The sequence below is a fragment of the Sphingomonas sp. PP-CC-3A-396 genome, from assembly GCF_004343105.1.
GTDB lineage: Bacteria > Pseudomonadota > Alphaproteobacteria > Sphingomonadales > Sphingomonadaceae > Sphingomonas.
The window spans coordinates 418,330-438,693 of the sequence record NZ_SLYF01000002.1; the positions used below are offsets into that span (position 1 = coordinate 418,330).

The window sequence follows — 20,364 nt, forward strand, 5'->3', positions numbered from 1 at the left end:
CGCGGTACGTCCCGCCGGGAACACGGTGCCGTCGAGTGCCGATCGGCGGCCTAACGACACGGGCGAAACATGGATTCCTCGGGCCTTGAGGCCGTTTTTCTCGCAAACCGCGATGCGCTGCTGCGGTTCATCCGGTCGCTCGGCGCGGCCGATGCGGAGGATTTGCTGCACGAACTGTGGGTGCGGATTCAGTCGGCGCCGACCGGGCCGATCGCATCGCCGCTATCGTATCTGTACCGGATGGCGAACAACCTGATGCTCGATCGCCACCGCGCGGCGCGGCAGGCGGAGAAGCGTGATCGGGCGTGGACCGAGGCGACGGGCGGGCCTTCGCTCGATCGGTCCGACGAGCCGTCCGCCGAACGCGTCGTGATCGCGCGCCAAGAGGCGGCGCTTGCGGAGGCGGCGTTGCAGTCGGTCGGCGACCGGGCTGCGCGGATCTTCCGTCGCCACCGCATCGACGGGGTCGAGCAACGCGCGGTCGCCGCGGAGTTCGGGGTAAGCCTCAGCACCGTCGAGGGCGACCTGCGGAAAGCCTACCGCGCGATGATCGATGCGAAGCGACGCTATGAGTCGTGAATCTTCAAGGGCGTACGCGATCGCCTCCGTCTTCGGCTATAGGAGGCCATGATGGCGGAGCATGACGATATCGACGCACGCGCGCTGGACTTGGCGGCGCTGGACTGGGTCGTCCGGACCGGCAGCGATGCGTTCGACGACTGGCCGGCGTTCCAGGCGTGGCTGGAGGCGGACCCGCGACATGCGGCAGCCTATCATGCGATATCGGCGGATCTTGAGGATATGGCGGCCGCCGTACCGCCCGTGCAGGCCGCACCGGTCGTCGTGACGGCCGCGCGCCGCCGCTGGCCGGTCTGGGCCGGCGGGGCGATCGCGGCGTCTTTGGCGCTCTTCGTCGGCTATGAAGCGACCCAGACGAGGGCGCACCCCTATGCGGTCGAGACGGCGGCCGGGGCGATGCGGACGGTTCGGCTCGCCGACGGCAGCAGCATCGCGATGGGCGGTGCGACGCGGCTGATGCTCGATCGCGACGACCCGCGGATCGCGACACTGGAACGCGGCGAGGCGATGTTCGTGGTCCGGCACGACGATAGCGATCCGTTCGAGGTGAGCGTCGGCGGCGCGCGGCTGGTCGACGTCGGCACCGTGTTCGACGTGAAGTTCGCGCGGGATGAAACACGCGTCGCCGTGTCAGAGGGTGCGGTCGATTACAATCCGGGGCGCGAAGGCATCCGGCTCGTAAAGGGGCAGGGGCTGCTCGTGCGCGACGGCACGGCGACCGTCACGGCCGTCGATGTCGCCAGCGTCGGATCGTGGCGCGACAGCGTGCTAGCTTATGAAGGCGCGACGCTGGCGGAGGTGGCGGACGATCTGTCGCGTGCGCTGGGTGTCGACCTGCGCGCCGATCCGACCGTGGCGAAGCGGCCGTTCAGCGGCAGCATCGCGACCGCCAAGCTGGCGGGCGATCCCCGGCTCGCCGCGCCGCTGCTGGGTGTCGCGATCCGCAAGACCGGCGGTCACTGGGTGATGTCCACGCGCTCGTGAGGATGCGCGGATGTCTGGTCGTCGCGGCGCTCGCCGTCGCCGCTCCTGCGCAGGCGGGCCCTCTAACTACTAGAGTGCCGGCGGTCGATTTGCCGGCGGGGCGGCTCGGCGACGCGGTGCTGGCGCTTGGGCGGCAGTCGGGAACGAGCATCGTCGTCGGCGATCCGGGGCTATGGGCGCGGCGCGTACCCGCGGTGCGCGGGCGGATGACCGCACGAGAGGCGCTCGACCGTCTGGCGACTGCAGCGAACGCCGATGTCGTCGCAGCGGGACCGCTCGGATGGCGCCTTGTGGGCCGTGCGCCACGCGTCTCCGTTCGGGTGAAGCAGGCTAAACCCGTTCCCGTGGCCTCCGCGTCCATACAAGGTGCGGACGTCGTCGTGACCGGCAGCAAGCGCGACGTCCGGTTGCGCGATTTCGCGGGGCAAGTGGCGTTGCTTGATGGCGTCGACCTCGCACTTGGCGGCGCGGGCGGGACCGAGGCGATCCTGGCGCGGCTCGCGAGCGTGTCGTCGACGCATCTCGGCGCCGGCCGCAACAAGCTGTTCATCCGCGGCATCGCCGATTCGAGCTTCACGGGGCCGACCCAGACCACGGTGGGGCAATATTTCGGCGACCTTCGGTTGAGCTATAACGCCCCCGATCCCGATCTGCGCCTCTACGACATCGCCTCGGTCGAGGTGCTCGAAGGGCCGCAGGGCACGCTGTACGGCGCAGGCTCGCTCGGTGGGATCATCCGTACCGTGCCGAACGCGCCGGAGCTGGGCGCGGTCTCCGCGTCGATCGCGGGCGGTCTCTCGGCGACATGGCACGGCGATCCGGGCGCGGATCTGGGGGCGACGCTGAACGTGCCGCTCGGCGAGCGCGTCGCACTGCGCGTCGTCGGCTACGGCGTGAGCGAGGGCGGCTATATCGATAATCCGGTGCTCGACCGGCGCGACGTGAACCGGACGCGGATCGGTGGCGGTCGCGCGATGCTGAGGCTCGATGCGGGGAATGGCTGGACCGTCGATCTCGGCGGGATCGGGCAATGGACCAAGGGCGACGACAGCCAATATGCCGATCGCGATGCACCTGCCCTCACGCGGTCCAGCGCGATCGTGCAGGGCTTCTCCGCGGATTATGCGATGGGGCAGGTGGTCGTGTCGGGTGCGATCGGCGGGCTGAAGGTCAGATCCTCGACCGGGATCGTCCGCCAGACGCTGACCGAACGGTACGATGCGACCCTGCCAGCAGTCGATCCGACGCTACCGGTTACCAACGGGCCTGCATTCGGCAGTCCCCTGACGACAGCAGCGGGCAGCCCGCGTGTGTTCGCCCAGCGCAATGCGACCGACATGATCGCGAACGAGACGCGGGTATGGCGGCCGATGCGGAACGGCTTCGGCTGGGTCGTCGGCGGCAGCTTCACGCATAATCGCACGAGATTGTCGCGCTCGCTCGGCCCGGTCGATGCGCCTGCGCCGGTGACGGGCGTGACCAACAGCATCGACGAGGCGACGCTGTACGGCGAGGGCAGCGTGCAACTGGTCCGCGGGCTGACCGCGACGGCGGGCGCGCGCGTCACACGGGCATCGCTGGCCGGGACTGGTGAGGACATCGCGCCGGCGCGGCTGGAGACGGTTGCACTGGCCCGTGCACGCGTGACCGCGGACCGGATCGAGACGAGCGTGCTGCCGTCCGCCTCGCTGATCGCCGCGGTGTTGCCCAAATTGTCGTTGTATGGGCGATATCAGCAGGGATTCCGCCCGGGAGGCCTCGCGATCGAAAGCGATTTCGTGCGGCGGTTCGAGAATGACCGCGTGCGGACGCTGGAAAGCGGCGTGCGCTATGGACTGGCGGGGGTCGACAGCGCGTATCTGTCGGCGAGCGTGTCGCACACGATCTGGCAGGATATCCAGGCGGACTTCATCGACGCGACGGGCCTGCCGAGTACCGCCAATATCGGTGACGGGCGGATCTGGACGTTCAGCGCAACCGGCGGGTGGAAGCCGGTCGCGGGGCTGACGCTCGACGCGGGCTTCACCTACAATGACAGCCGCGTGACCGAACCCAGTTCCAATCTGTTCGTGGCGCTCGCGCGGATGAGCCAGGTGCCGAACATCGCGCGCTACGCCGGGCGGCTGGGGGCGGATTACCGACGCGATGTCGGCCGCGATCTGGAACTGCGGGTGTATGGCTGGGCCCGCTATGTCGGGCGGTCGCGGCTGGGTGTGGGGCCGGTGCTCGGCGAGGAGCAGGGGGATTATCTCGATACCGCGCTGACCGCGCGGGTCGGACGAGCGTCGTTGGGGGTAACGCTCGGCGTAACGAACCTGACGGACAGCGTCGGCAACCGGTTTGCGCTGGGAACGCCGTTCCAGGTCGGCAGCGGGCAGATCACGCCGCAGCGACCGCGGACGGTGCGGATCGGGCTGGATGCGGCCTTCTGACGCTGCAATCCTCCCCCGCCAGGGGAGGTGGATCACGTAGCGAGACGGAGGGGGAGGACACGCAACTTGCGTTATCGCCAATCTCCCCCTCCGTCTGGCAAGGGCCAGCCACCTCCCCCTGACGGGGGAGGATCAGGGGTTCAGCCCTTCGCGTTCGCCAGCGCGCGCTGGTCCGCGGGGAGGAGCGCTAGCGCGGTCTTGTAGCAATCCTCGACGTGCGAATTACCAACCAGCTTCATCGCGCCGAAGCTAATCGTCGCAGCCACCGCCGAGCCCGCAAACGGGATGAACTTCGCCATCGATCCGACCGCCACGCGGGCGCCGACGCGACGCAGCAGGGCGGCGACGATGCGCTTGGTCACCATCCGGCCGATCATCGTGTTGCCGAGACTCGATGCCATCACCAGCGCCTGCTGCGCGAGTTGCGGCTCCATCGTCTTCACCTGGTCGTGATCGAGGCCGAAGCGCTTGCTGATCTCGGGCAGCAGCTTGGTAAGCAGACCGATGTCCGCGACGATATCCGCGCCGGGGATCGGCACGACCGCCGCGCCCGCCGACATCACCGATCGCGTCGTGACGAGACGCTTGCTGTCGTCGCGGATGCGGTCGAGTTCGGCGATAGTGGTGATCATGCTGGCAATTCCCTGAAATCATCGAGCCGATAACGCGCCGCCGCGATCCTGGTGCCGCGCGATAATGCACCGCAGTTCAAGGTTAGCGGACCACGCCTCCGTCCTCTCTTCGAAAACACATCGAAAAGGGTTCCGTATGCGTCGTCTCCTGCTGACCACCACCTGCCTGTTCGCGGTCACGTCGCCGCTCCATGCGCAGACCGTCATCGACACCAAGCGGACCGATGCGGTGCGGACCTCGACGATCAAGGCAGGCGCAGCCGACAACCTCAAGATCGTCGCGGCCGGGTCGGTCACGCCGACCAGCGGCACCGCGGTGACCGTCGACAGCGTCAATTCGGTCGTGAACGAAGGCACGATCCAGGTCACCAACGCCGATGGCTCGACCGGCATCGTCGCCAACGCAGGCACTGGCGGCGGCATCACCAACGCGACCGCCGGCAAGATCATCATCGACGAAAGCTATACGGCCACCGACACCGACAAGGACGGCGATCTCGACGGCCCGTTCGCAGCAGGCACCGGGCGCACCGGGATCCGCACCGCGGGCGCGTATGCTGGCGCGATCGTCAACAGCGGCGCGATCACGATCGAGGGCAACAACTCCGCCGGCATCTGGCTCGGCGGACCGCTGACCGGTGCGTTCACGCACGATGGCCAGACCTCGGTCACCGGCGACGGATCGACCGGCGTGCGGATCGCCGACGTCACCGGCAACGTCCGGCTCGCCGGCACGATCGCGGCGATCGGGCAGGGCGCGGTCGCCGCGCGTATCGATGGCGACATTGCAGGCGCGCTCGTCGTTCAGGGCGCATTGGGGTCGACCGGCTATCGGTCGGTCACCGCGCCCGCCGATACCAGCAAGCTCGATGCCGACGACCTGTTGCAGGGCGGCTCGGCCCTGATCGTCGCCGGCAACGTCTCGGGCGGGATCATCTTCGCGGTCCCGCCAAAGGATGCGAGCACCACCGATACCGACGAGGACAAGGACGGGCTGCTCGACAGCGCCGAAGGTTCGGCGGCGATCACCTCCTATGGCGCGGCGCCCGCGGTGCAGATCGGCTCGGCCACGCGTGCGGTCGCGATCGGTGCGGTGGCGGGCTCTGGCACCGGTTTCGGGCTGATCATCGACGGCGGGATCGTGGGGAGCGGTGTCTATGGCGGCATCGAAGGCACCGGTCTCGCGATCGGCGGGCTCGGCGGCACGGTGACGATCGCGGGCGGGATCGGCATCAACGGGACCGTGGCGGCGGCGGCGAACGGCGCGAGCGCGACCGCGTTGAAGCTCGGCAGCGGTGCGTCGACCGCTGAGATCCGCAACGCTGGCACGATCTCGGCAGCGGGGGGCGGCACGGCGGCATCGCGCTCGACCGCGGTCCTCGTCGATACCGGCGCCTCGGTCGCGACGATCCGCAACAGCGGCACGATCAAGGCCACCGCGCAAGCCGCCGACGGTACCGCGATCGGCATCCTCGACCGGTCGGGAACGGTGACGCTGGTGGAGAATAGCGGCGGGATCGGCGCGTCGGGTGCGCTCGCCACATCCGAGCGCAACGTCGCGATCGATCTCTCGGCGAACACCACCGGCACGATCGTCCGCCAGACGGCGGTCGCGACCGGCATCGCTGCCCCCGCGATCGTCAGCGACGTGCGCTTCGGCAGCGGCAACGACCTGTTCGACGTTGCGGACGGCACCGTCGCTGGCACCGCACGGTTCGGCACCGGGAACGACCGACTGGCGTTGTCGGGCGACGCGACCTTCACCGGCGCCGCGGTGTTCGGCGCGGGCAACGACGCGCTGACGCTCGCCGGTACGTCGGTCTTCAGCGGCGCGGCGGACTTTGGCGGGGGTAGCGATACGCTGACGCTCGGCGGCACCGCGCGCTTCGCCGGCACGCTCGCCAATGCGCAAGGGCTTGCGGTTGCGGTCAATGGTGGCACGCTGGACATCACCAAGGCTGCGTCGATCGCCTCGCTGGCGGTGACCGGCGGCGGCGTGCTGGCGGTAACGCTCGACAAGACCGGGGGCACCGGCACGATGATCCAGGTCGCCGGCACCGCGTCGTTCGACAAGGACTCGAAGCTCGCGCTGAAGCTCACAAGCGTTGTCGATGCGGAGGGGCGTTACGTCGTGCTGCGCGCCGGCACGCTGACGGGGGCGGCCAATCTGACCGCGACGACGACCGCCTTGCCGTTCCTCTACAAGGGCAGCATCGCGACCAATACGGGCAACGACCTGACCGTAGACGTGCTGCGCAAATCGTCGACCGAACTCGGTTTCAATCGCTCGCAGGCGTCGGCCTATGATGCGGTCTACAAGGCGCTCGGCAACGACGCGAAGGTCGGCGGCGCGTTACTCACCATCACCGATGGCGACGCATTCCGGGGCTCGGTCCGCCAGATGCTGCCCGAGCATGCCGGCGGCACGTTCGAGGCGGTCACGATGGGCTCGCGCGCGACCGCCCGCGTGCTTGCCGACCCGCACGGCCCGTTCAAGGACGAAGGCAAATGGGGCTATTGGGTGACGCAGGTCGCGTGGGGCACGTCGAAGAGCATCGCCGACACCGCGGGCTATGACATCACCGGCTGGGGCGTTTCGGCAGGCGCGGAGTACAAGACCGGGGTGGGCAATTTCGGTACTTCGCTCGCGTATCTCAACGGCCAGGATGCCGATGACGGCACCGACAATGAAGTGCGGTCGAACCAATATGAGCTGGCCGGATATTGGCGCGGCCACTGCGGCGATCTTCAGACCAATGCGCGCGTTTCCGGGGCACGGATAGCGTTCGACGGCACCCGCCAGTTCAGCGGCGCGATCGGCAGCGAGGCGGTCGATCGGACGTCCAAGGGCGACTGGAACGGCACGCTATACTCCGCGTCGGGTGGCATGTCGTGGGACGGCGGCAAGGGTATCTTCGTGTTCCGCCCGGTGCTCGCGATCGACTATTACAAGCTCAAGGAGGACGGTTACAGCGAGACCGGTGGCGGCAAGGCGATCGACCTCGTGGTGCGCTCGCGTACGAGCGACGAACTGGCGGTGACGGCGAGCACGGCGCTGGGGCTGAACTTCGGCGGATTGAGCCCGGACCAGGGATGGTTCCGCGTCGAGGCCGAGGGCGGTCGGCGCGAACTGGTAGGTGGCGGGCTCGGGGCGACGACGGCGTCGTTCGAGGGCGGGCAGTCGTTCACGCTGACGCCGGAAGAGCGGACCAGCGGCTGGGTCGGCAAGCTGCGCGCGGTCGGCGGCAGCTCGGCGTTCCGGATGGGCGGCGAGTTCGGCGCCGAGCAGCAACAGGGCCGTGTGGCGCTGTCGTTGCGGGCGAGCTTGCAGATCGGGTTGTAGGGGTTTCTGCTCCCCTCCCCTTCAGGGGAGGGGTTGGGGGTGGGGCAGTTTCCCGCATGAGCCGCCCGTGGTGACGCCCCACCCCAACCCTCCCCTGAAGGGGAGGGAGTTTTACGCGCGCGTCTGCCAGCCACCGCCTAGCGCACGGAACAGGTCGACTTGGGCGCCGGCGATCCGGGCATCCGCTGCAGCCAGGTCCGTATCGGTATCCGCCAGCGTCCGTTCCGCATCGAGCACGTCGAGGAAGTCGATCTGGCCTTCGCGCTGGCGGGCGCGGGTGATGCGGGCGGCGGTGGCGGCGTTGTCGTGCGCGGATTGCAACTGCGTGCGGCGATCGAGTTCGCGGGCGTAGTTCGACAGCGCGGTCTCGGTTTCCTCGAGTGCCGTGAGCACGCTGCCGTCGAAATTGGCGAGCGCGCCGCGCGAGTCCGCCTCGGCACCGGCGATGCGCGCGCGGGCGGCGGACTGGTTGAGCGACCAGTTCAGCAGGGGGCCGAGCAGCCAGCGGATCGGGCCACCGGTGAAGATGTCGCCGATACTGAGTGCGGTCGAGCCGATCGACCCGCCGAGCGAGATCTGCGGATAGAGCTGCGAGGTCTGCACGCCGATCCGTGCGGTCGCCGCCGCGAGACGGCGTTCGGCGGCGTGGACGTCGGGGCGGCGGGCTAGCAACGCGGCACCGTCGCCGATCGGGATCGGCTGGTCGAGGCGCGGCGTGGTGGTGCGGGCGCCGGCGGTGGCGGGCAGGTCCTGCGGGGTGCGGCCGGTGAGCGTGGCGAGGCGGAAGAGAGCGGCCTGGCGCTCGGCCTCGATCTGCGGGATGTTGGCGGCGCGCTGGTCACGCAAGGCTGCGATCCGGACTTGGTCCAGGCGAGCTGCGCGACCGGCGTCGACGCGCTTGCCGGTCAGCGTATTCGACTTGTCGAGCAGGTCGACGATCCGCCGGGCGACCGCCAGGCGTTCGGCGGACGAGGCTGCATCGACATAGGCGCGGGTGGTGGCGGCGACGATCGAGACGCGCACGGCGTCCGCATCGGCCTGCGCGGCGCCGACGTCACCGCGGGCTGCTTCGACGTTGCGGCGGACTCGGCCGGCGAGATCGACTTCGTAGCTGACGTCCAGGCCTACGTCGTAGGTGGCGCGCTCACGATCGAGACCGGGCAGGTTCTGGAGTTGCGAGGTGCGCGCGTAATTGCCGCTCGCGCCCGCGTTCACCTGTGGCTCGCGGTCAGTCTTCGCGCCGCGCAGGGATGCGCGGGCGCTGTCGAGCCGGGCGACGGCGACACGCAGGTCGGTGTTCGCTGCGAGCGCATCCGCAACGAGGCCGTCGAGGACCGGGTCGCGGTACATCCGCCACCAGTCGTTGTCGGGCGCCGTGGTTACGGTGGCGGCATTCGCGGTGACGAACGATGCCGCCGCCTTGGGTGGGGTGATCGGCGCGACATAGTCGGGGCCGGCGGCGCAGGCGGCGAGCGTCAGCGCCGAGAGGCTCGCGAGGAGGACGGACTTCATGATGCTGGTCCTATTCGGCTGGCTGAAGGGTCGCGGCGGGGGCGGGACGGCGGCGTTCGAACCGCAGCGCCAGCGCCCGTGCGACGACATAGAAGGTGGGGGTGAAGAGCAGCCCGAACCCGGTCACGCCGATCATCCCGAAGAACACCGCCGTCCCGAGCGCTTGGCGGAGTTCCGCACCGGCACCGGTCGCAATCACTAGCGGCACCGCGCCGAGGATGAACGCGAAGCTCGTCATCAGGATCGGCCGCAACCGGTCCTTCGCTGCGCGTACCGCCGCCTCGACCGGGGTGAGCCCGTCCTGTTCCTCGGCCTGCTTGGCGAACTCGACCACGAGGATCGCGTTCTTCGCCGCCAAGGCAATCAGCACGACCAGGCCGATCTGCGTGAGGACGTTGTTGTCCATACCTCGCAGGTTCACGCCGGTCATTGCAGCCAACAGGCACATCGGCACGATCAGGATGATCGCGAGCGGCAACGTCAGGCTCTCGTACTGGGCGGCGAGCACAAGGAAGACGAACACCACCGCCATACCGAAGACGAGCGCGGCGGTGCTGCCTGCCGCCTTCTGCTGGTAGGCGATGCCGGTCCATTCGTGCGCGTAGCCGGCAGGGAGCGACGCATCGGCGAGCTTCTCCATCGCGACGAGCGACTGGCCGGACGAATAGCCCTTGGCGGTGTCGCCATCGACCTCGACCGCGGGGAACAGGTTGTAGCGGACCACTCGGTACGGGCCGGTCTTATCCTTGAACGTCGAGACCGAACCGACCGGGACCATCTGGCCCGAGTTGGAGCGTGTCTTGAGGTTGGCGATGTCCGCGGTGGTGTTGCGGAACGGTGCGTCAGCCTGGGCGGTAACGCGGTAGGTACGGCCCAACAGGTTGAAGTCGTTGACGAACGCCGAGCCGAGGTAGACCTGCAATGCCTCGAACACGCGCTCCGGTGGGACGCCGAGGAGGTTGGCCTTGGCGCGATCGACGTCGGCGAAGATGCGCGGCGTGGCGGTGTCGAAGAACGTGTAGATCTGGGCGAGACCCTTGGTCTGGTTCGCCTGGCCGATCAGCGCGTAGCTCGTCTTGCCGAGATCGGCGTATCCGTGGCCGCCCTGGTCCTGCACCATCAGGCGATAGCCGCCGGCGGAGCCGATGCCCTGGATGAGCGGCGGCGGGACGATCAGCAGGCGCGCTTCGGTGATGTCGCCGGTCGCCTTCTGCGATTCCGCCATGATGCTCGCGAGCGTGACGCCGAGTTTCTTGCGTTCCTCGAAGCTCTTGAGCGGGATGTAGGCGGCGGCCGAGTTGGGGGCGAGCGTTTGCGACGGGCCGTCGAAGCCCGCGAGCATGACCGCGCCCTTGACGCCGGCGAGCGGCAGGATGCGCTTGGCGACCTTCTGCATGACTGCGTCGGTGCGCTCGACGGACGAGCCGGGCGGAAGCTGGATGACGGTCAGGAAGTAGCCCTGATCCTGTGCGGGAACGAAGCCCGACGGCGTGATCGTGAACACGCCTACGGTGACCGCGATCAGTGCGGCATAGGCGATCATCATGCGCTTCGGTGCGGTGACTAGGCGCGCGGTGAGGCGGGCATAGCTTTCGCTCATCCGCTCGAACCCGCGGTTGAAGGCATCGCCGGCGCGGCGAACGGTGCGGGTCAGGCGGTTGCCGGAATCGGCGGGGGCGGTCGGCTTGAGCAGCATCGCGGCGAGTGCCGGCGACAGCGTCAGCGAGATGAGCAGCGAGATGATCGTCGCGGTCGAGATCGTCACCGCGAACTGTCGGTAGAACGCGCCGGAGAGGCCGGTGAGGAACACGGTCGGGATGAACACCGCGCACAGCACGAGCACGATCGCGACAAGCGCGCCCGACACTTCGTCCATCGACGTCCGCGCCGCCTCCAATGGGGAGAGCCCGTGTTCGAGGTTGCGCTCGACATTCTCGACCACAACGATCGCATCATCGACGACGATGCCGATCGCGAGGACGAGGCCGAACAGCGACAGGTTGTTGAGGCTGTACCCGGCGGCGGCGAGCACCGCGAAGGTACCGATCAGCGAGACCGGGATCGCCACAATCGGGATGATCGCCGCACGCCACTTCTGCAGGAAGACGAGAATCACCAGGACCACGAGGACCATGGCTTCGAACAACGTGTGCTTCACCGCGTCGATCGACTGCGCGATGAATTCGGTCGGGTTGTAGATGACCTTGTATTCGAGGCCCTTGGGGAAGCGCTTCGACATGCTTTCCATCTCGGCGGTAACGGCTTGTGCCGCGCCGAGCGCGTTCGAGCCGGGACGCTGGAAGACCGCGGCGATGACCGTCGGCTTGCCGCTCAGATAGGTGTTGGCGCCGTAATCCTGCGCGCCGAGTTCGACGCGGGCGACGTCCGAGACGCGGACCTGGCGGCCTTGCGCGTCGGTGCGGATGACGACGTCGGCGAACTGCTTGGGATCGGTGAGGCGGCCCTGCGTCTCGACGTTGAGCTGGAACGCGCTGTTGCCCTTGTCATAGGGCGGCTGGCCGAGCGTACCCGCCGCGACCTGGACGTTCTGTGCACGCAACGCGGCGACGATCTCACCGGCGGTGAGATCGAGTGCGGCGGCGCGGCCGGGATCGATCCAGATGCGCATGGAATAATCGCGCGCGCCGAACAGCTGCACGTCGCCGACGCCGTCGATGCGGCTGAGGCGATCGCGGACCTGGGTCAGTGCGTAGTTCGAGATGTAGCCGCGATCGAGCGAGTTGTCGGGCGAGACGAGGTTCACGACCATGAGGAAGTCGGGCGACGTCTTCCGCGTCACCACGCCGAGACGCTGGACGTCTTCGGGCAGGCGCGGAACGGCGACCGCGACGCGGTTCTGGACGAGCACCTGCGCCGCGTCGAGGTTGGTGCCGATCTTGAAGGTGACGGTGATCGTGACCTTGCCGTCGCCGGTCGATTGCGACGACTGGTAGAGCATGTTGTCGACGCCGTTGATCTCCTGCTCGATCGGCGCGGCGACGGTTTCGGCGACCGTCTCTGCCGAGGCGCCGGGATAGGTCGCGCTGACGGTGACGGTGGGGGGGACGATGTCGGGATATTGCGACACCGGCAGCGTCATGTAGGCGATCGCACCGACGATCGTGATGATCACCGCGATCACGCCCGCGAAGATCGGCCGGGTGATGAAGAAGCGCGAGAAGCGCATGGTTTGTGTCCTCGAAAGAAGAGCGACGGACACGCCCCAACACCACCCCGGCGGAGACCGGGGCCCAGTTGGGCGAACCGCAATAATTACATCGAAACGCTATCCCACCTGGGCCCCGGCCTTCGCCGGGGTGGTGGTTACTTGGCGAGCGTGGCCTCGCCCGAAATCGGCTGGACCGACGACGGCGCCGTCGTACCCGACGCAACCACGATCCGGCCGACCTTCGGCGCGACGGTCGCACCTGGCATCGCCATCTGCGTACCCTGGATGATGATCCGATCGTTCGGCCCGATCCCCGAGCGCACGATGCGGAGGCCATCGACCACCGGGCCAAGCTCGACCGGCTTCTGGCTCACGACGTTCTTCGCATCGATCGTCAGCAGAACCTTCCGCGCCTGATCGGTCTGCACCGCATCGTCGGGCACCAGCAGAGCCTGCCGCGTCCCCGCACTCGCGAGGCGCATGTTGCCGAACATCCCCGGCGTCAGGAAATACCCTGGGTTGGCGAGCACCGCACGACCGCGGATCGTGCCCGAGCGCTGGTCGAGCCCGTTGTCGGTGAAATCGAGTTTGCCCTTCCAGCGATGCTCGCTCTCGTCCTGCAACTGGATCTCGACCGCCGCCGGCGTCGCACCCGGCTGACGCGCACGCTGCGTCTTGAGGTATAGCGCCTCGGAGCCGTCGAACGTGAAGTAGATCGGGTCGAGCGCGTTGATCGTCGTCAGCACCGTGCCGCCGGTGCCTTCGCCGCCCGCGACCTGGTTGCCCGCATCGACGCGGCGATCGGAGATCCGGCCGCCGATCGGTGCGCGAACCTGCGTGAAGCCGACGTCCAAAGCGCGGGCGCGTTCGCGAGCTTGAGCAGCGGCAAGCGCGGCCTGGGCTGCTTCGAGTTTGCCACGGAGTGCGTCTACTTCACCGGCAGAAACCGCTTCGTCGGCAACGAGGCGTTGCGCGCGACCAAGATCGGTGCGGGCTAGCGACAAGGCACTCTTGGCGCTGGCGACGTTGGCGTGCGCTTCAGCCAAAGCAGCAGCGAACGGCCGGGAATCGATCGTGAAGAGCAACTGCCCCTTGCTGACGATCTCGCCGTCGCGGAAATGGATACCGGTGACCTCGCCGGCGACGCGCGGGCGGATCTCGACCGTGCGGCTTGGTGCGAATCGACCGACATAATCGTCCCACTCGCTGACCTGCCGGACCAGCGGCGAGGCGACTGTGACGGAGGCGGGCGGGGGTGCCGCCATCGCCGCGTCGGGATGATCGAACATCTTCACGCCGACCGCACCGAGCAGCGCGATCGGTACGAGCACCATCGCGCCGCGCTGCCATGCCGGTCGTCGGTGACGGTCCGCGGGGGGCGTCGACGCGATGTCTGCATCGTTCGCCACTGTGATCGTGGTCATCTGGTTCACGCTGCGATGCTCCGCTTCTGCTGGATGCCGACGCGCATGCCGGTCACGCTCTCGACGAGCGTTTCGATCTGTGCCTCGGCAAAGCCGGCGGCGAGGAAGCCCTGGATTTCGGCCATCGGCAGCGCGAAGCCGCGGCGCCAGGCGTACACGGCCATCCGCCGCAACGCCTCGAGCCGGGGGTCGGCGAGCCGCGACGCGGTGCTCAGGCCGAACAGGCTGCCCATTGCCCGCGACATGCGGCTGGGGCCGGACAGGCTACGCAACGTGTCGCGCTTGGCGAGGGCGATGACGCTCCATTCCAGCGCGGAAAAGCCGGTCGGGGCAAGGGCCGCCACCGTCTGGGCACGGCTGGTGACGGGTGAGGCGAACATGTTGTCGAGGTCGAGATAAGCCATGGGATTGTCCCCCTTTTTATTTTTGGGCAAGCGCTGACCTTCGTCGGTGGACGGTCCACCGACGTCAGCTGGTCGCAAGGCGTGCGCGGTCGTTGCCGGCACATCCCCGTGCCGCGCTTGCCCGCTTGGAATTTTTGAAAGGTCGGCCGAAGCCTAGGTTGTAACCGTGGTCATAGATTTGTGTCCCCGGTTGCCCCATCCGAAGTAGGAGAGAGCTTCGATACCAGTCGGTATATAAACCTGAGGTTCATCTAGTCAACAGACTTTTGTACCGGGCGGTATTTTTTCCCGCAGCGCGGTAGAAACCGTGTCTATTTGGTCGGCCACATCAGCATGCTGGTCTCGACGAGCTGTTTCAACTCGACGCAGGTCGCGCCCGATCCAGCCTGGATCGAGAGCCCCTGCATGATCGCGAAGAGGTAGCGCATCAGCGCGTGCGACTCGAGGCCTTCAGGGAACTCGCCCGCCGCCTTGGCTTCGTCGAACCGCTTCATAAGCGCGGCCTCGGACGACGCGCGGCGCTTCGCGACTTCGGCCTTGATCGGCTCGGCTTCGGCGCTGCACGCAACGCTGCTGATGACGCTGAGACACCCCTTGGGATCGCAGGTGCTCATCTGCATCTGGAGAGCGCCCCGAAGCAGGTTTTCCGCTACGGCACGCGCGGTCGGTGCGGCCAGCGCAGACGTCATATAGGCGAGCTTCTCACGCTCGTAGAGGTCGAGCGCCTTGTGAAACAGCGCTTCCTTATTGCCGAACGCCGCATAGAGACTGGGCTTGGTAATCCCCATCTCTGCAGTCAGTTCGGCCATCGACGCGCCTTCGTAGCCATTGCGCCAGAACACGCGCAACGCACCCGCCAGCGCTTCGTCGAGATCGAACTCGCGGGGGCGGCCCTTGGGGGCGGTGAGCGTGCAAAGCCTATTCATACCGGTCGGTATATAGGGACGCACGGCGAAACGTCCAGCGAGTAGAGCGCTTTGGGCTCGGCTCTGCTCAGCGGGGGGAGCAGGCACGGGGTTGCCGTTCCGATCATCGCAGGCGAGGATACGCGCGTGTCAGGGGAGTAGATCATGCAACGTCGGACTTTCATCGCGGCTTTGCCCGCCGCCGCGCTGTTGCCGGCGATGTCGGGAGCGCAGACCGGCACGCGAGGCACGCCGGGTAGTCAGGGCGCGCAAGGGCCGGGGCAGGGTGGTGCGCCGCAACCCGCAACTGCCGCTGAAGCCCCGTTGCCGCCGGTGTGGAACGCCGGGCAGGACCGCTTTATCCGGCCGGACGTACATGCCGGCGATCGCCCGGTCGGCGCGAGCTTCGCGTCGCGCACCGCAGCTTACGGCTTGAACGGTGCGGCGGGAACCGCGCATCCGCTGGCGACGCAGGCGGGGATCGACATCCTCAAGCGCGGCGGCTCGGCGGTCGATGCGGCGATCGCGATCAATGCGTGCCTCGGGTTTCTCGAGCCGACGTCGAGCGGGATCGGCGGCGATGCCTATGCGATGATCTGGGATCCGAAGCTGAAGAAGGTCGTCGGGCTGGCGGGCTCCGGCAAGAGTCCGCGTGGCCTGAGCCTGGAGACGGTGCGGGCGCGGGCGAAGAACGGTGCGCTGCCGGCGCTGGGTGCGCTCAGCGTCTCGGTGCCGGGCGCGGTCGATGCGTGGTGGCAGATGCACCAGCGCTACGGCAAGCTGCCCTGGGCCGACCTGTTCCAGCCGGCGATCGCGCATGCCGAGGCGGGCGCGCCGGTTCCCGACATCATCGCTTATTATATCCGCCGCAGCCTCGTCGCGTTCCAGCGGCCCGGCAACGGGCTCGAGGAGGTCGCCAACGCGTTGCGTACCTATGGCCTGGCGGACGGCAAGGGACCGGCGCTGGGGCAGGTGTTCCGCAACCCCGATCTCGCGCGCACCTATCGCGCGATCGCCGCGGGTGGCCGCGATGCGTTCTATCAGGGCGATCTGGCGCGGGCGGCCGACCGGTATTTCAAGCGGATCGGCGGGTGGCTGCGGTACGAGGATCTTGCCGCGCATCGCTCCGAATGGATCGAGCCCAACCAGACCGACTATCGCGGGACGACGGTCCATGCGCTCGGCGCGAACACGCAGGGGCTGGCGACGTTGCAGATGCTCAACATCCTCGAACGCTTCGATCTGAAGAAGGCGGGGTTCCAGTCGGCGCTGTCGATCCACCTCCAGGCGGAGGCCAAGCGTTTGGCGTACGAGGACCGCGCGCGGTATTATGCCGATCCGCATTTTTCGAAGCAGCCGGTCGAATGGCTGATCTCGAAGGAATATGCGGCCGAGCGCGCGAAGCTGATCCGGCCCGACCGGATCCTGACGCCGGTCTATCCGGGCCAGGCACCGAGCCGTGGCGACACCACCTATTTCAGCTGTGCCGACAAGGACGGGCTGATGGTGTCGATGATCCAGTCCAATTTCCGGGGCATGGGATCGGGGTTGGTGGCGGACGGGCCGGATGGACGGACATTGGGCTTCATGTTCCAGGATCGCGGGCAGCTGTTCAGCCTGAAGGACGGCCATCCCAACATCTATGCGCCGGGCAAGCGGCCGTTCCAGACGATCATCCCGGGGTTCGCGACGCGCGGGGGCGATCCGTGGATGAGCTTCGGCGTGATGGGCGGCGACATGCAGCCGCAGGGGCAGACGCAGATCATCGTCAACCGCGTCGATTACGGGCTGGAGATCCAGTCGGCGGGGGATTCACCGCGCTGGCATCACGAGGGATCGTCGCAGTCGATGGGCGAGGATGCCGCGGGGCTAGGGCCGACCGGGTTGCTCAGGCTGGAAAGCGGCGTGCCGCTGGCGACGCGGCAGAGGCTGGCGGAGATCGGCTGGACGATCGGCGATCCCGATGGCGGGTTCGGGCGGTACGAATGCGTCGAGCACCGGATGGATGGGCCGACGCGCGTCTATGCGGCGGCGAGCGAGATGCGTGCCGATGGGTGTGCGCTGGCATATTGAGGCAGCTTGTGTCCCCGCGAAGGCGGGGACCCAGACTGGGCTCCCGCCTTCGCGGGAGAACAAGGTTCGTCGGGCTCAGCGCCCTACGGCGGTATAAGTGAAGCCAGCCTGTTCGACGTCGGCGCGCTGATACACGTTGCGGAGATCGACCATTACCGGCGCCGCAAGCAGCCCCTTCAACCGGGGGAGATCGAGCGCACGATACGCGTCCCACTCGGTCACGATCACCACGGCGTCGGCGCCGTCGGCCGCATCATAGGCGTCGGTGCAATATACCAGATCAGGCAGCATCGCCTTGGCCTGCTCCATGCCTTCGGGGTCATGCGCCCGTACCGTCACGCCCGCATCTGCCAGTGCGGTCGCGATCGCCAGGCTCGGGGCGTCGCGCATGTCGTCCGTGTTCGGCTTGAAGGTCAGACCCAGCAGCGCGACCGTCTTGCCGCGCGGGCTGTCGCCTAGCGTCGCCAGCACTTTGCGTCCCATCGCGCGCTTGCGGCTGTCGTTCACCTTCACCACCGCTTCGACGATGTGCACCGGCGTCTGGTAATCCTCCGCGGTCTTGAGCAGCGCCAGCGTGTCCTTGGGGAAGCACGAACCGCCATAGCCGGGTCCTGCATGCAGGAATTTCTTGCCGATCCGGTTGTCGAGCCCGATCCCGCGCGAGACGTCCTGGACGTCGGCACCGACCGCTTCGCAAAGGTCCGCGATCTCGTTGATGAAGGTGATCTTGGTCGCCAGGAACGCGTTGGCCGCATATTTGATCAACTCGGACGTCCGCCGACCGACGAACAGGATCGGCGATTCGTTGAGATATAGCGGGCGATAGACGTCGCGCATCACCTGCTTGGCGCGCTCGTCCTCGGTGCCGATGACGATCCGGTCGGGGCGCTTGAAGTCGCCGATCGCGGCGCCTTCGCGGAGGAATTCGGGGTTCGAAACGACCGCGACGTCGATGTCGGGGCGCTTCTCTCGCAGGATCGCCTCGACCCGGTCGCCGGTGCCGACGGGCACGGTGGACTTGGTCACGACCACAGTCGGACCCGTGATCGCCGCCGCGATTTCCTCGGTCGCGGCAAAGACATAGCGGAGATCGGCATGCCCGTCGCCGCGTCGCGACGGCGTGCCGACGGCAATGAAGATCGCATCCGCGCCCGCTACCGCACTGGCCAGATCGGTCGTGAAGGTGAGGCGGCCCGCGGCGACGTTGGAGGCGACGAGCAGGTCGAGCCCGGGTTCGAAGATCGGCATGCGGCCGGCATGAAGCGCGTCGATCTTGGCTTGATCCATGTCGACGCAGCAGACGTCATGCCCAAAATCCGAGAAGCACGCGCCGGAAACGAGACCGACATACCCTGAACCGATCATTGTGATGCGCATATTCACGTTCCTCGAGACCCGACCTCCCTATTGGGATAAACGAGTGGGCATGCAAGCGACCTGCGGGTGACTTGTAAGGACCGGGGCAGGAGGGCGGCGACAGATTTGCCGGTGGTGACATCGGTGCCGATGCCAAGGCCGGGAGCAAAGGCCGTGAGGATGAAACGCGCCGTCGGAGGCCAGCCGTGATCGCGCAACCAAACGCCGCGGCGCCGGTTGATCTCACATCATTATCCTTCACCGCAAAAGGAGCGATAGCATGGCCGAGGACATCAAGAGCGCGATCGACGAGGGCGTTGCGCAGAACAAGGCGGCGACGGACCGCGCGGCCCGCGCCGCCAAGGATGCAACCGACACGATGCAGGCTGGCGCAGAGCAGGCTCGCAACGCGTTCTCCGAGAAGGTCCTCGATCCAGCCAAGCGCGCCGGTGAGGCGATGAAGGAATCGGGCGGGAAGATCGCCGAGGGCGGCGCGACGATCGGCAAGGCGATGATCGATCAGGCCGAGCAGAATGCGCGCGAGGCGTTCGCGGCGATGCGCGAGGCGGCCAGTGCAAAGGATCTGACGCAGGTCATGAAGATCCAGGGCGATTACCTCCGCGAGCAGAGCCAGCGCAGCATGAGCCAGGCGCGGGAGATCGGCGAGATGATCATGAAGTTCGGCAAGGACGCGGTCGCACCCTTGCGCGGCGACGGCCCGAAGTGACGGTTCGCGAATCTGGCACTAGGCGCCGATGATCTGACGGGCGGCGGCCAGCGTCTTGTGGGGGTGGAGCGGCGTACGGACGAGCAAGAACGCCGCCGCTCCGATAAGAAGACGGAGTAGTGGACCGCCAGCCTTGAAGTTTTTCTCCGCCGGTGTTGCACCCGCCACGGCAACGCGCGATTGCGACGGTGCGTAATTATCGAGTGGAAGATGGATCGGGCCGTTCCCTTATCGCGAGCTACGCGAACCAGTGTGATGCTCAAGGCCGATGTGTTTCGGCTCAATCACAGCGCCGCTGAAAGTCATCGCGTGACCAATATCTCGAAAACCGGGATCTGCATCGTACAGCCGGATGGCCTCGTGGTGGGTAGCGTAGTGGTCGTCGCGATCGGCCAGGTCCAGTCGGCCCCCGCGGACGTCGTCTGGGTGCGAGGTGGACTGGCGGGATTGAAGTTCCATACGCCGATCGACGTCGCGCGCGCGCGATCGCGGCGGGGTGCTGACGAAAAGGTCACGCCGCCCGCCGCGGGCTGGCTTGCGGAGTTGAACAATCCCTACGAGCGGTAGCCGACGCGTTCGCCTCGTCGATTTTTGGGTCAGTACCTCGTGCGTTCCCAGGGCCGGTGCGAGCTCACCCACAACCCGTCATCCCAGCGAAAGCTGGGATATCCCCGTGATTACGGGTGCGTGCTGCCACACAAATATCCCAGCTTTCGCTGGGATGACGAGTTGAGGGTTGATTGACGGGTTGTGGGTCGATTGACGGGCTTTGGGTCGATTGACGATTTGGAAGGCCCCGGGAGCGGACAGGCTGTGCGGCCCTA

General features: G+C 67.4%; 14 protein-coding genes. 7 read left to right on the top strand and 7 right to left on the bottom strand.

Features of this window, described 5'->3' with window-relative positions:
- The first annotated feature begins 69 nt into the window (after positions 1 to 69).
- From C8J40_RS05670 to C8J40_RS05680, 3 genes are read left to right on the top strand one after another with little or no spacing between them, the layout of a single operon-like run.
- Positions 70 to 579 carry an RNA polymerase sigma factor gene (locus C8J40_RS05670; RefSeq protein ID WP_132896152.1) on the top strand — a complete coding sequence of 170 codons (510 nt, stop codon included), beginning with the start codon at positions 70 to 72 and terminating at the stop codon, positions 577 to 579.
- 48 nt (positions 580 to 627) lie between these two features.
- The gene (locus C8J40_RS05675; protein ID WP_132896153.1) at positions 628 to 1,563 is read left to right on the top strand and encodes a FecR domain-containing protein; all 936 of its coding nucleotides are present in this window, start codon (positions 628 to 630) and stop codon (positions 1,561 to 1,563) included.
- 2 nt (positions 1,564 to 1,565) lie between these two features.
- Positions 1,566 to 3,995 (top strand): TonB-dependent receptor, encoded by a 2,430-nt coding sequence (locus C8J40_RS05680; protein ID WP_132896154.1) that lies wholly within the window; start codon positions 1,566 to 1,568, stop codon positions 3,993 to 3,995.
- Positions 3,996 to 4,135: 140 nt separating this feature from the next.
- Here C8J40_RS05680 and C8J40_RS05685 read toward each other — a convergent pair whose 3' ends face one another.
- On the bottom strand, positions 4,136 to 4,627 hold the full coding sequence (locus C8J40_RS05685; protein ID WP_132896155.1) for a hypothetical protein: 492 nt from the start codon (positions 4,625 to 4,627) through the stop codon (positions 4,136 to 4,138).
- A 136-nt stretch (positions 4,628 to 4,763) separates the two neighbouring features.
- On the opposite strand from C8J40_RS05685, the gene C8J40_RS05690 reads away from it, so the two are divergent.
- Positions 4,764 to 7,970, top strand: coding sequence for an autotransporter outer membrane beta-barrel domain-containing protein (locus C8J40_RS05690; protein WP_132896156.1), 3,207 nt, complete (start codon positions 4,764 to 4,766; stop codon positions 7,968 to 7,970).
- A gap of 111 nt (positions 7,971 to 8,081) precedes the next feature.
- Here C8J40_RS05690 and C8J40_RS05695 read toward each other — a convergent pair whose 3' ends face one another.
- The 5 genes from C8J40_RS05695 to C8J40_RS05715 all read right to left on the bottom strand — a co-directional run bounded on the left by C8J40_RS05695 (position 8,082) and on the right by C8J40_RS05715 (position 15,405).
- The gene (locus tag C8J40_RS05695) at positions 8,082 to 9,482 is read right to left on the bottom strand and encodes a TolC family protein (protein WP_207901149.1); all 1,401 of its coding nucleotides are present in this window, start codon (positions 9,480 to 9,482) and stop codon (positions 8,082 to 8,084) included.
- Between the two features lie 10 nt (positions 9,483 to 9,492).
- A complete protein-coding gene (locus C8J40_RS05700; RefSeq protein WP_132896157.1) occupies positions 9,493 to 12,669 on the bottom strand; it encodes a multidrug efflux RND transporter permease subunit in 3,177 nt (1,058 codons plus the stop codon).
- A gap of 137 nt (positions 12,670 to 12,806) precedes the next feature.
- Positions 12,807 to 13,985: an efflux RND transporter periplasmic adaptor subunit gene (locus C8J40_RS05705; RefSeq protein ID WP_243693233.1), complete on the bottom strand. Its 1,179-nt coding sequence runs from the start codon at positions 13,983 to 13,985 to the stop codon at positions 12,807 to 12,809.
- A gap of 95 nt (positions 13,986 to 14,080) precedes the next feature.
- Positions 14,081 to 14,479 carry a hypothetical protein gene (locus C8J40_RS05710; protein ID WP_132896158.1) on the bottom strand — a complete coding sequence of 133 codons (399 nt, stop codon included), beginning with the start codon at positions 14,477 to 14,479 and terminating at the stop codon, positions 14,081 to 14,083.
- A 311-nt stretch (positions 14,480 to 14,790) separates the two neighbouring features.
- A complete protein-coding gene (locus C8J40_RS05715; protein ID WP_132737742.1) occupies positions 14,791 to 15,405 on the bottom strand; it encodes a TetR/AcrR family transcriptional regulator in 615 nt (204 codons plus the stop codon).
- A gap of 144 nt (positions 15,406 to 15,549) precedes the next feature.
- On the opposite strand from C8J40_RS05715, the gene C8J40_RS05720 reads away from it, so the two are divergent.
- Entirely contained in the window at positions 15,550 to 17,457 is a 1,908-nt protein-coding gene (locus tag C8J40_RS05720; RefSeq protein ID WP_132896159.1) for a gamma-glutamyltransferase family protein, read from the top strand.
- A gap of 75 nt (positions 17,458 to 17,532) precedes the next feature.
- Here C8J40_RS05720 and C8J40_RS05725 read toward each other — a convergent pair whose 3' ends face one another.
- Entirely contained in the window at positions 17,533 to 18,834 is a 1,302-nt protein-coding gene (locus C8J40_RS05725) for a UDP-glucose/GDP-mannose dehydrogenase family protein (RefSeq protein ID WP_132896160.1), read from the bottom strand.
- A 259-nt stretch (positions 18,835 to 19,093) separates the two neighbouring features.
- Here C8J40_RS05725 and C8J40_RS05730 point away from each other — a divergent pair, with 259 nt between their 5' ends.
- Positions 19,094 to 19,540 (top strand): phasin family protein, encoded by a 447-nt coding sequence (locus C8J40_RS05730; RefSeq protein ID WP_243693222.1) that lies wholly within the window; start codon positions 19,094 to 19,096, stop codon positions 19,538 to 19,540.
- Between the two features lie 255 nt (positions 19,541 to 19,795).
- A complete protein-coding gene (locus tag C8J40_RS05735; RefSeq protein WP_165911371.1) occupies positions 19,796 to 20,107 on the top strand; it encodes a PilZ domain-containing protein in 312 nt (103 codons plus the stop codon).
- Positions 20,108 to 20,364 lie beyond the last annotated feature (257 nt).

Bases quoted from the DNA above. Each gene is read 5' to 3' on its own strand.
- C8J40_RS05685 (WP_132896155.1), bottom strand. From the start codon at position 4,627: ATGATCACCACTATCGCCGAACTCGACCGCATCCGCGACGACAGCAAG.
- C8J40_RS05690 (WP_132896156.1), top strand. From the start codon at position 4,764: ATGCGTCGTCTCCTGCTGACCACCACCTGCCTGTTCGCGGTCACGTCG.
- C8J40_RS05710 (WP_132896158.1), bottom strand. From the start codon at position 14,479: ATGGCTTATCTCGACCTCGACAACATGTTCGCCTCACCCGTCACCAGC.
- C8J40_RS05715 (WP_132737742.1), bottom strand. From the start codon at position 15,405: ATGAATAGGCTTTGCACGCTCACCGCCCCCAAGGGCCGCCCCCGCGAG.
- C8J40_RS05675 (WP_132896153.1), top strand. From the start codon at position 628: ATGATGGCGGAGCATGACGATATCGACGCACGCGCGCTGGACTTGGCG.
- C8J40_RS05720 (WP_132896159.1), top strand. From the start codon at position 15,550: ATGCAACGTCGGACTTTCATCGCGGCTTTGCCCGCCGCCGCGCTGTTG.
- C8J40_RS05680 (WP_132896154.1), top strand. From the start codon at position 1,566: ATGCGCGGATGTCTGGTCGTCGCGGCGCTCGCCGTCGCCGCTCCTGCG.
- C8J40_RS05670 (WP_132896152.1), top strand. From the start codon at position 70: ATGGATTCCTCGGGCCTTGAGGCCGTTTTTCTCGCAAACCGCGATGCG.
- C8J40_RS05705 (WP_243693233.1), bottom strand. From the start codon at position 13,985: ATGGTGCTCGTACCGATCGCGCTGCTCGGTGCGGTCGGCGTGAAGATG.
- C8J40_RS05695 (WP_207901149.1), bottom strand. From the start codon at position 9,482: ATGAAGTCCGTCCTCCTCGCGAGCCTCTCGGCGCTGACGCTCGCCGCC.
- C8J40_RS05700 (WP_132896157.1), bottom strand. From the start codon at position 12,669: ATGCGCTTCTCGCGCTTCTTCATCACCCGGCCGATCTTCGCGGGCGTG.
- C8J40_RS05735 (WP_165911371.1), top strand. From the start codon at position 19,796: ATGCTCAAGGCCGATGTGTTTCGGCTCAATCACAGCGCCGCTGAAAGT.
- C8J40_RS05725 (WP_132896160.1), bottom strand. From the start codon at position 18,834: ATGCGCATCACAATGATCGGTTCAGGGTATGTCGGTCTCGTTTCCGGC.
- C8J40_RS05730 (WP_243693222.1), top strand. From the start codon at position 19,094: ATGGCCGAGGACATCAAGAGCGCGATCGACGAGGGCGTTGCGCAGAAC.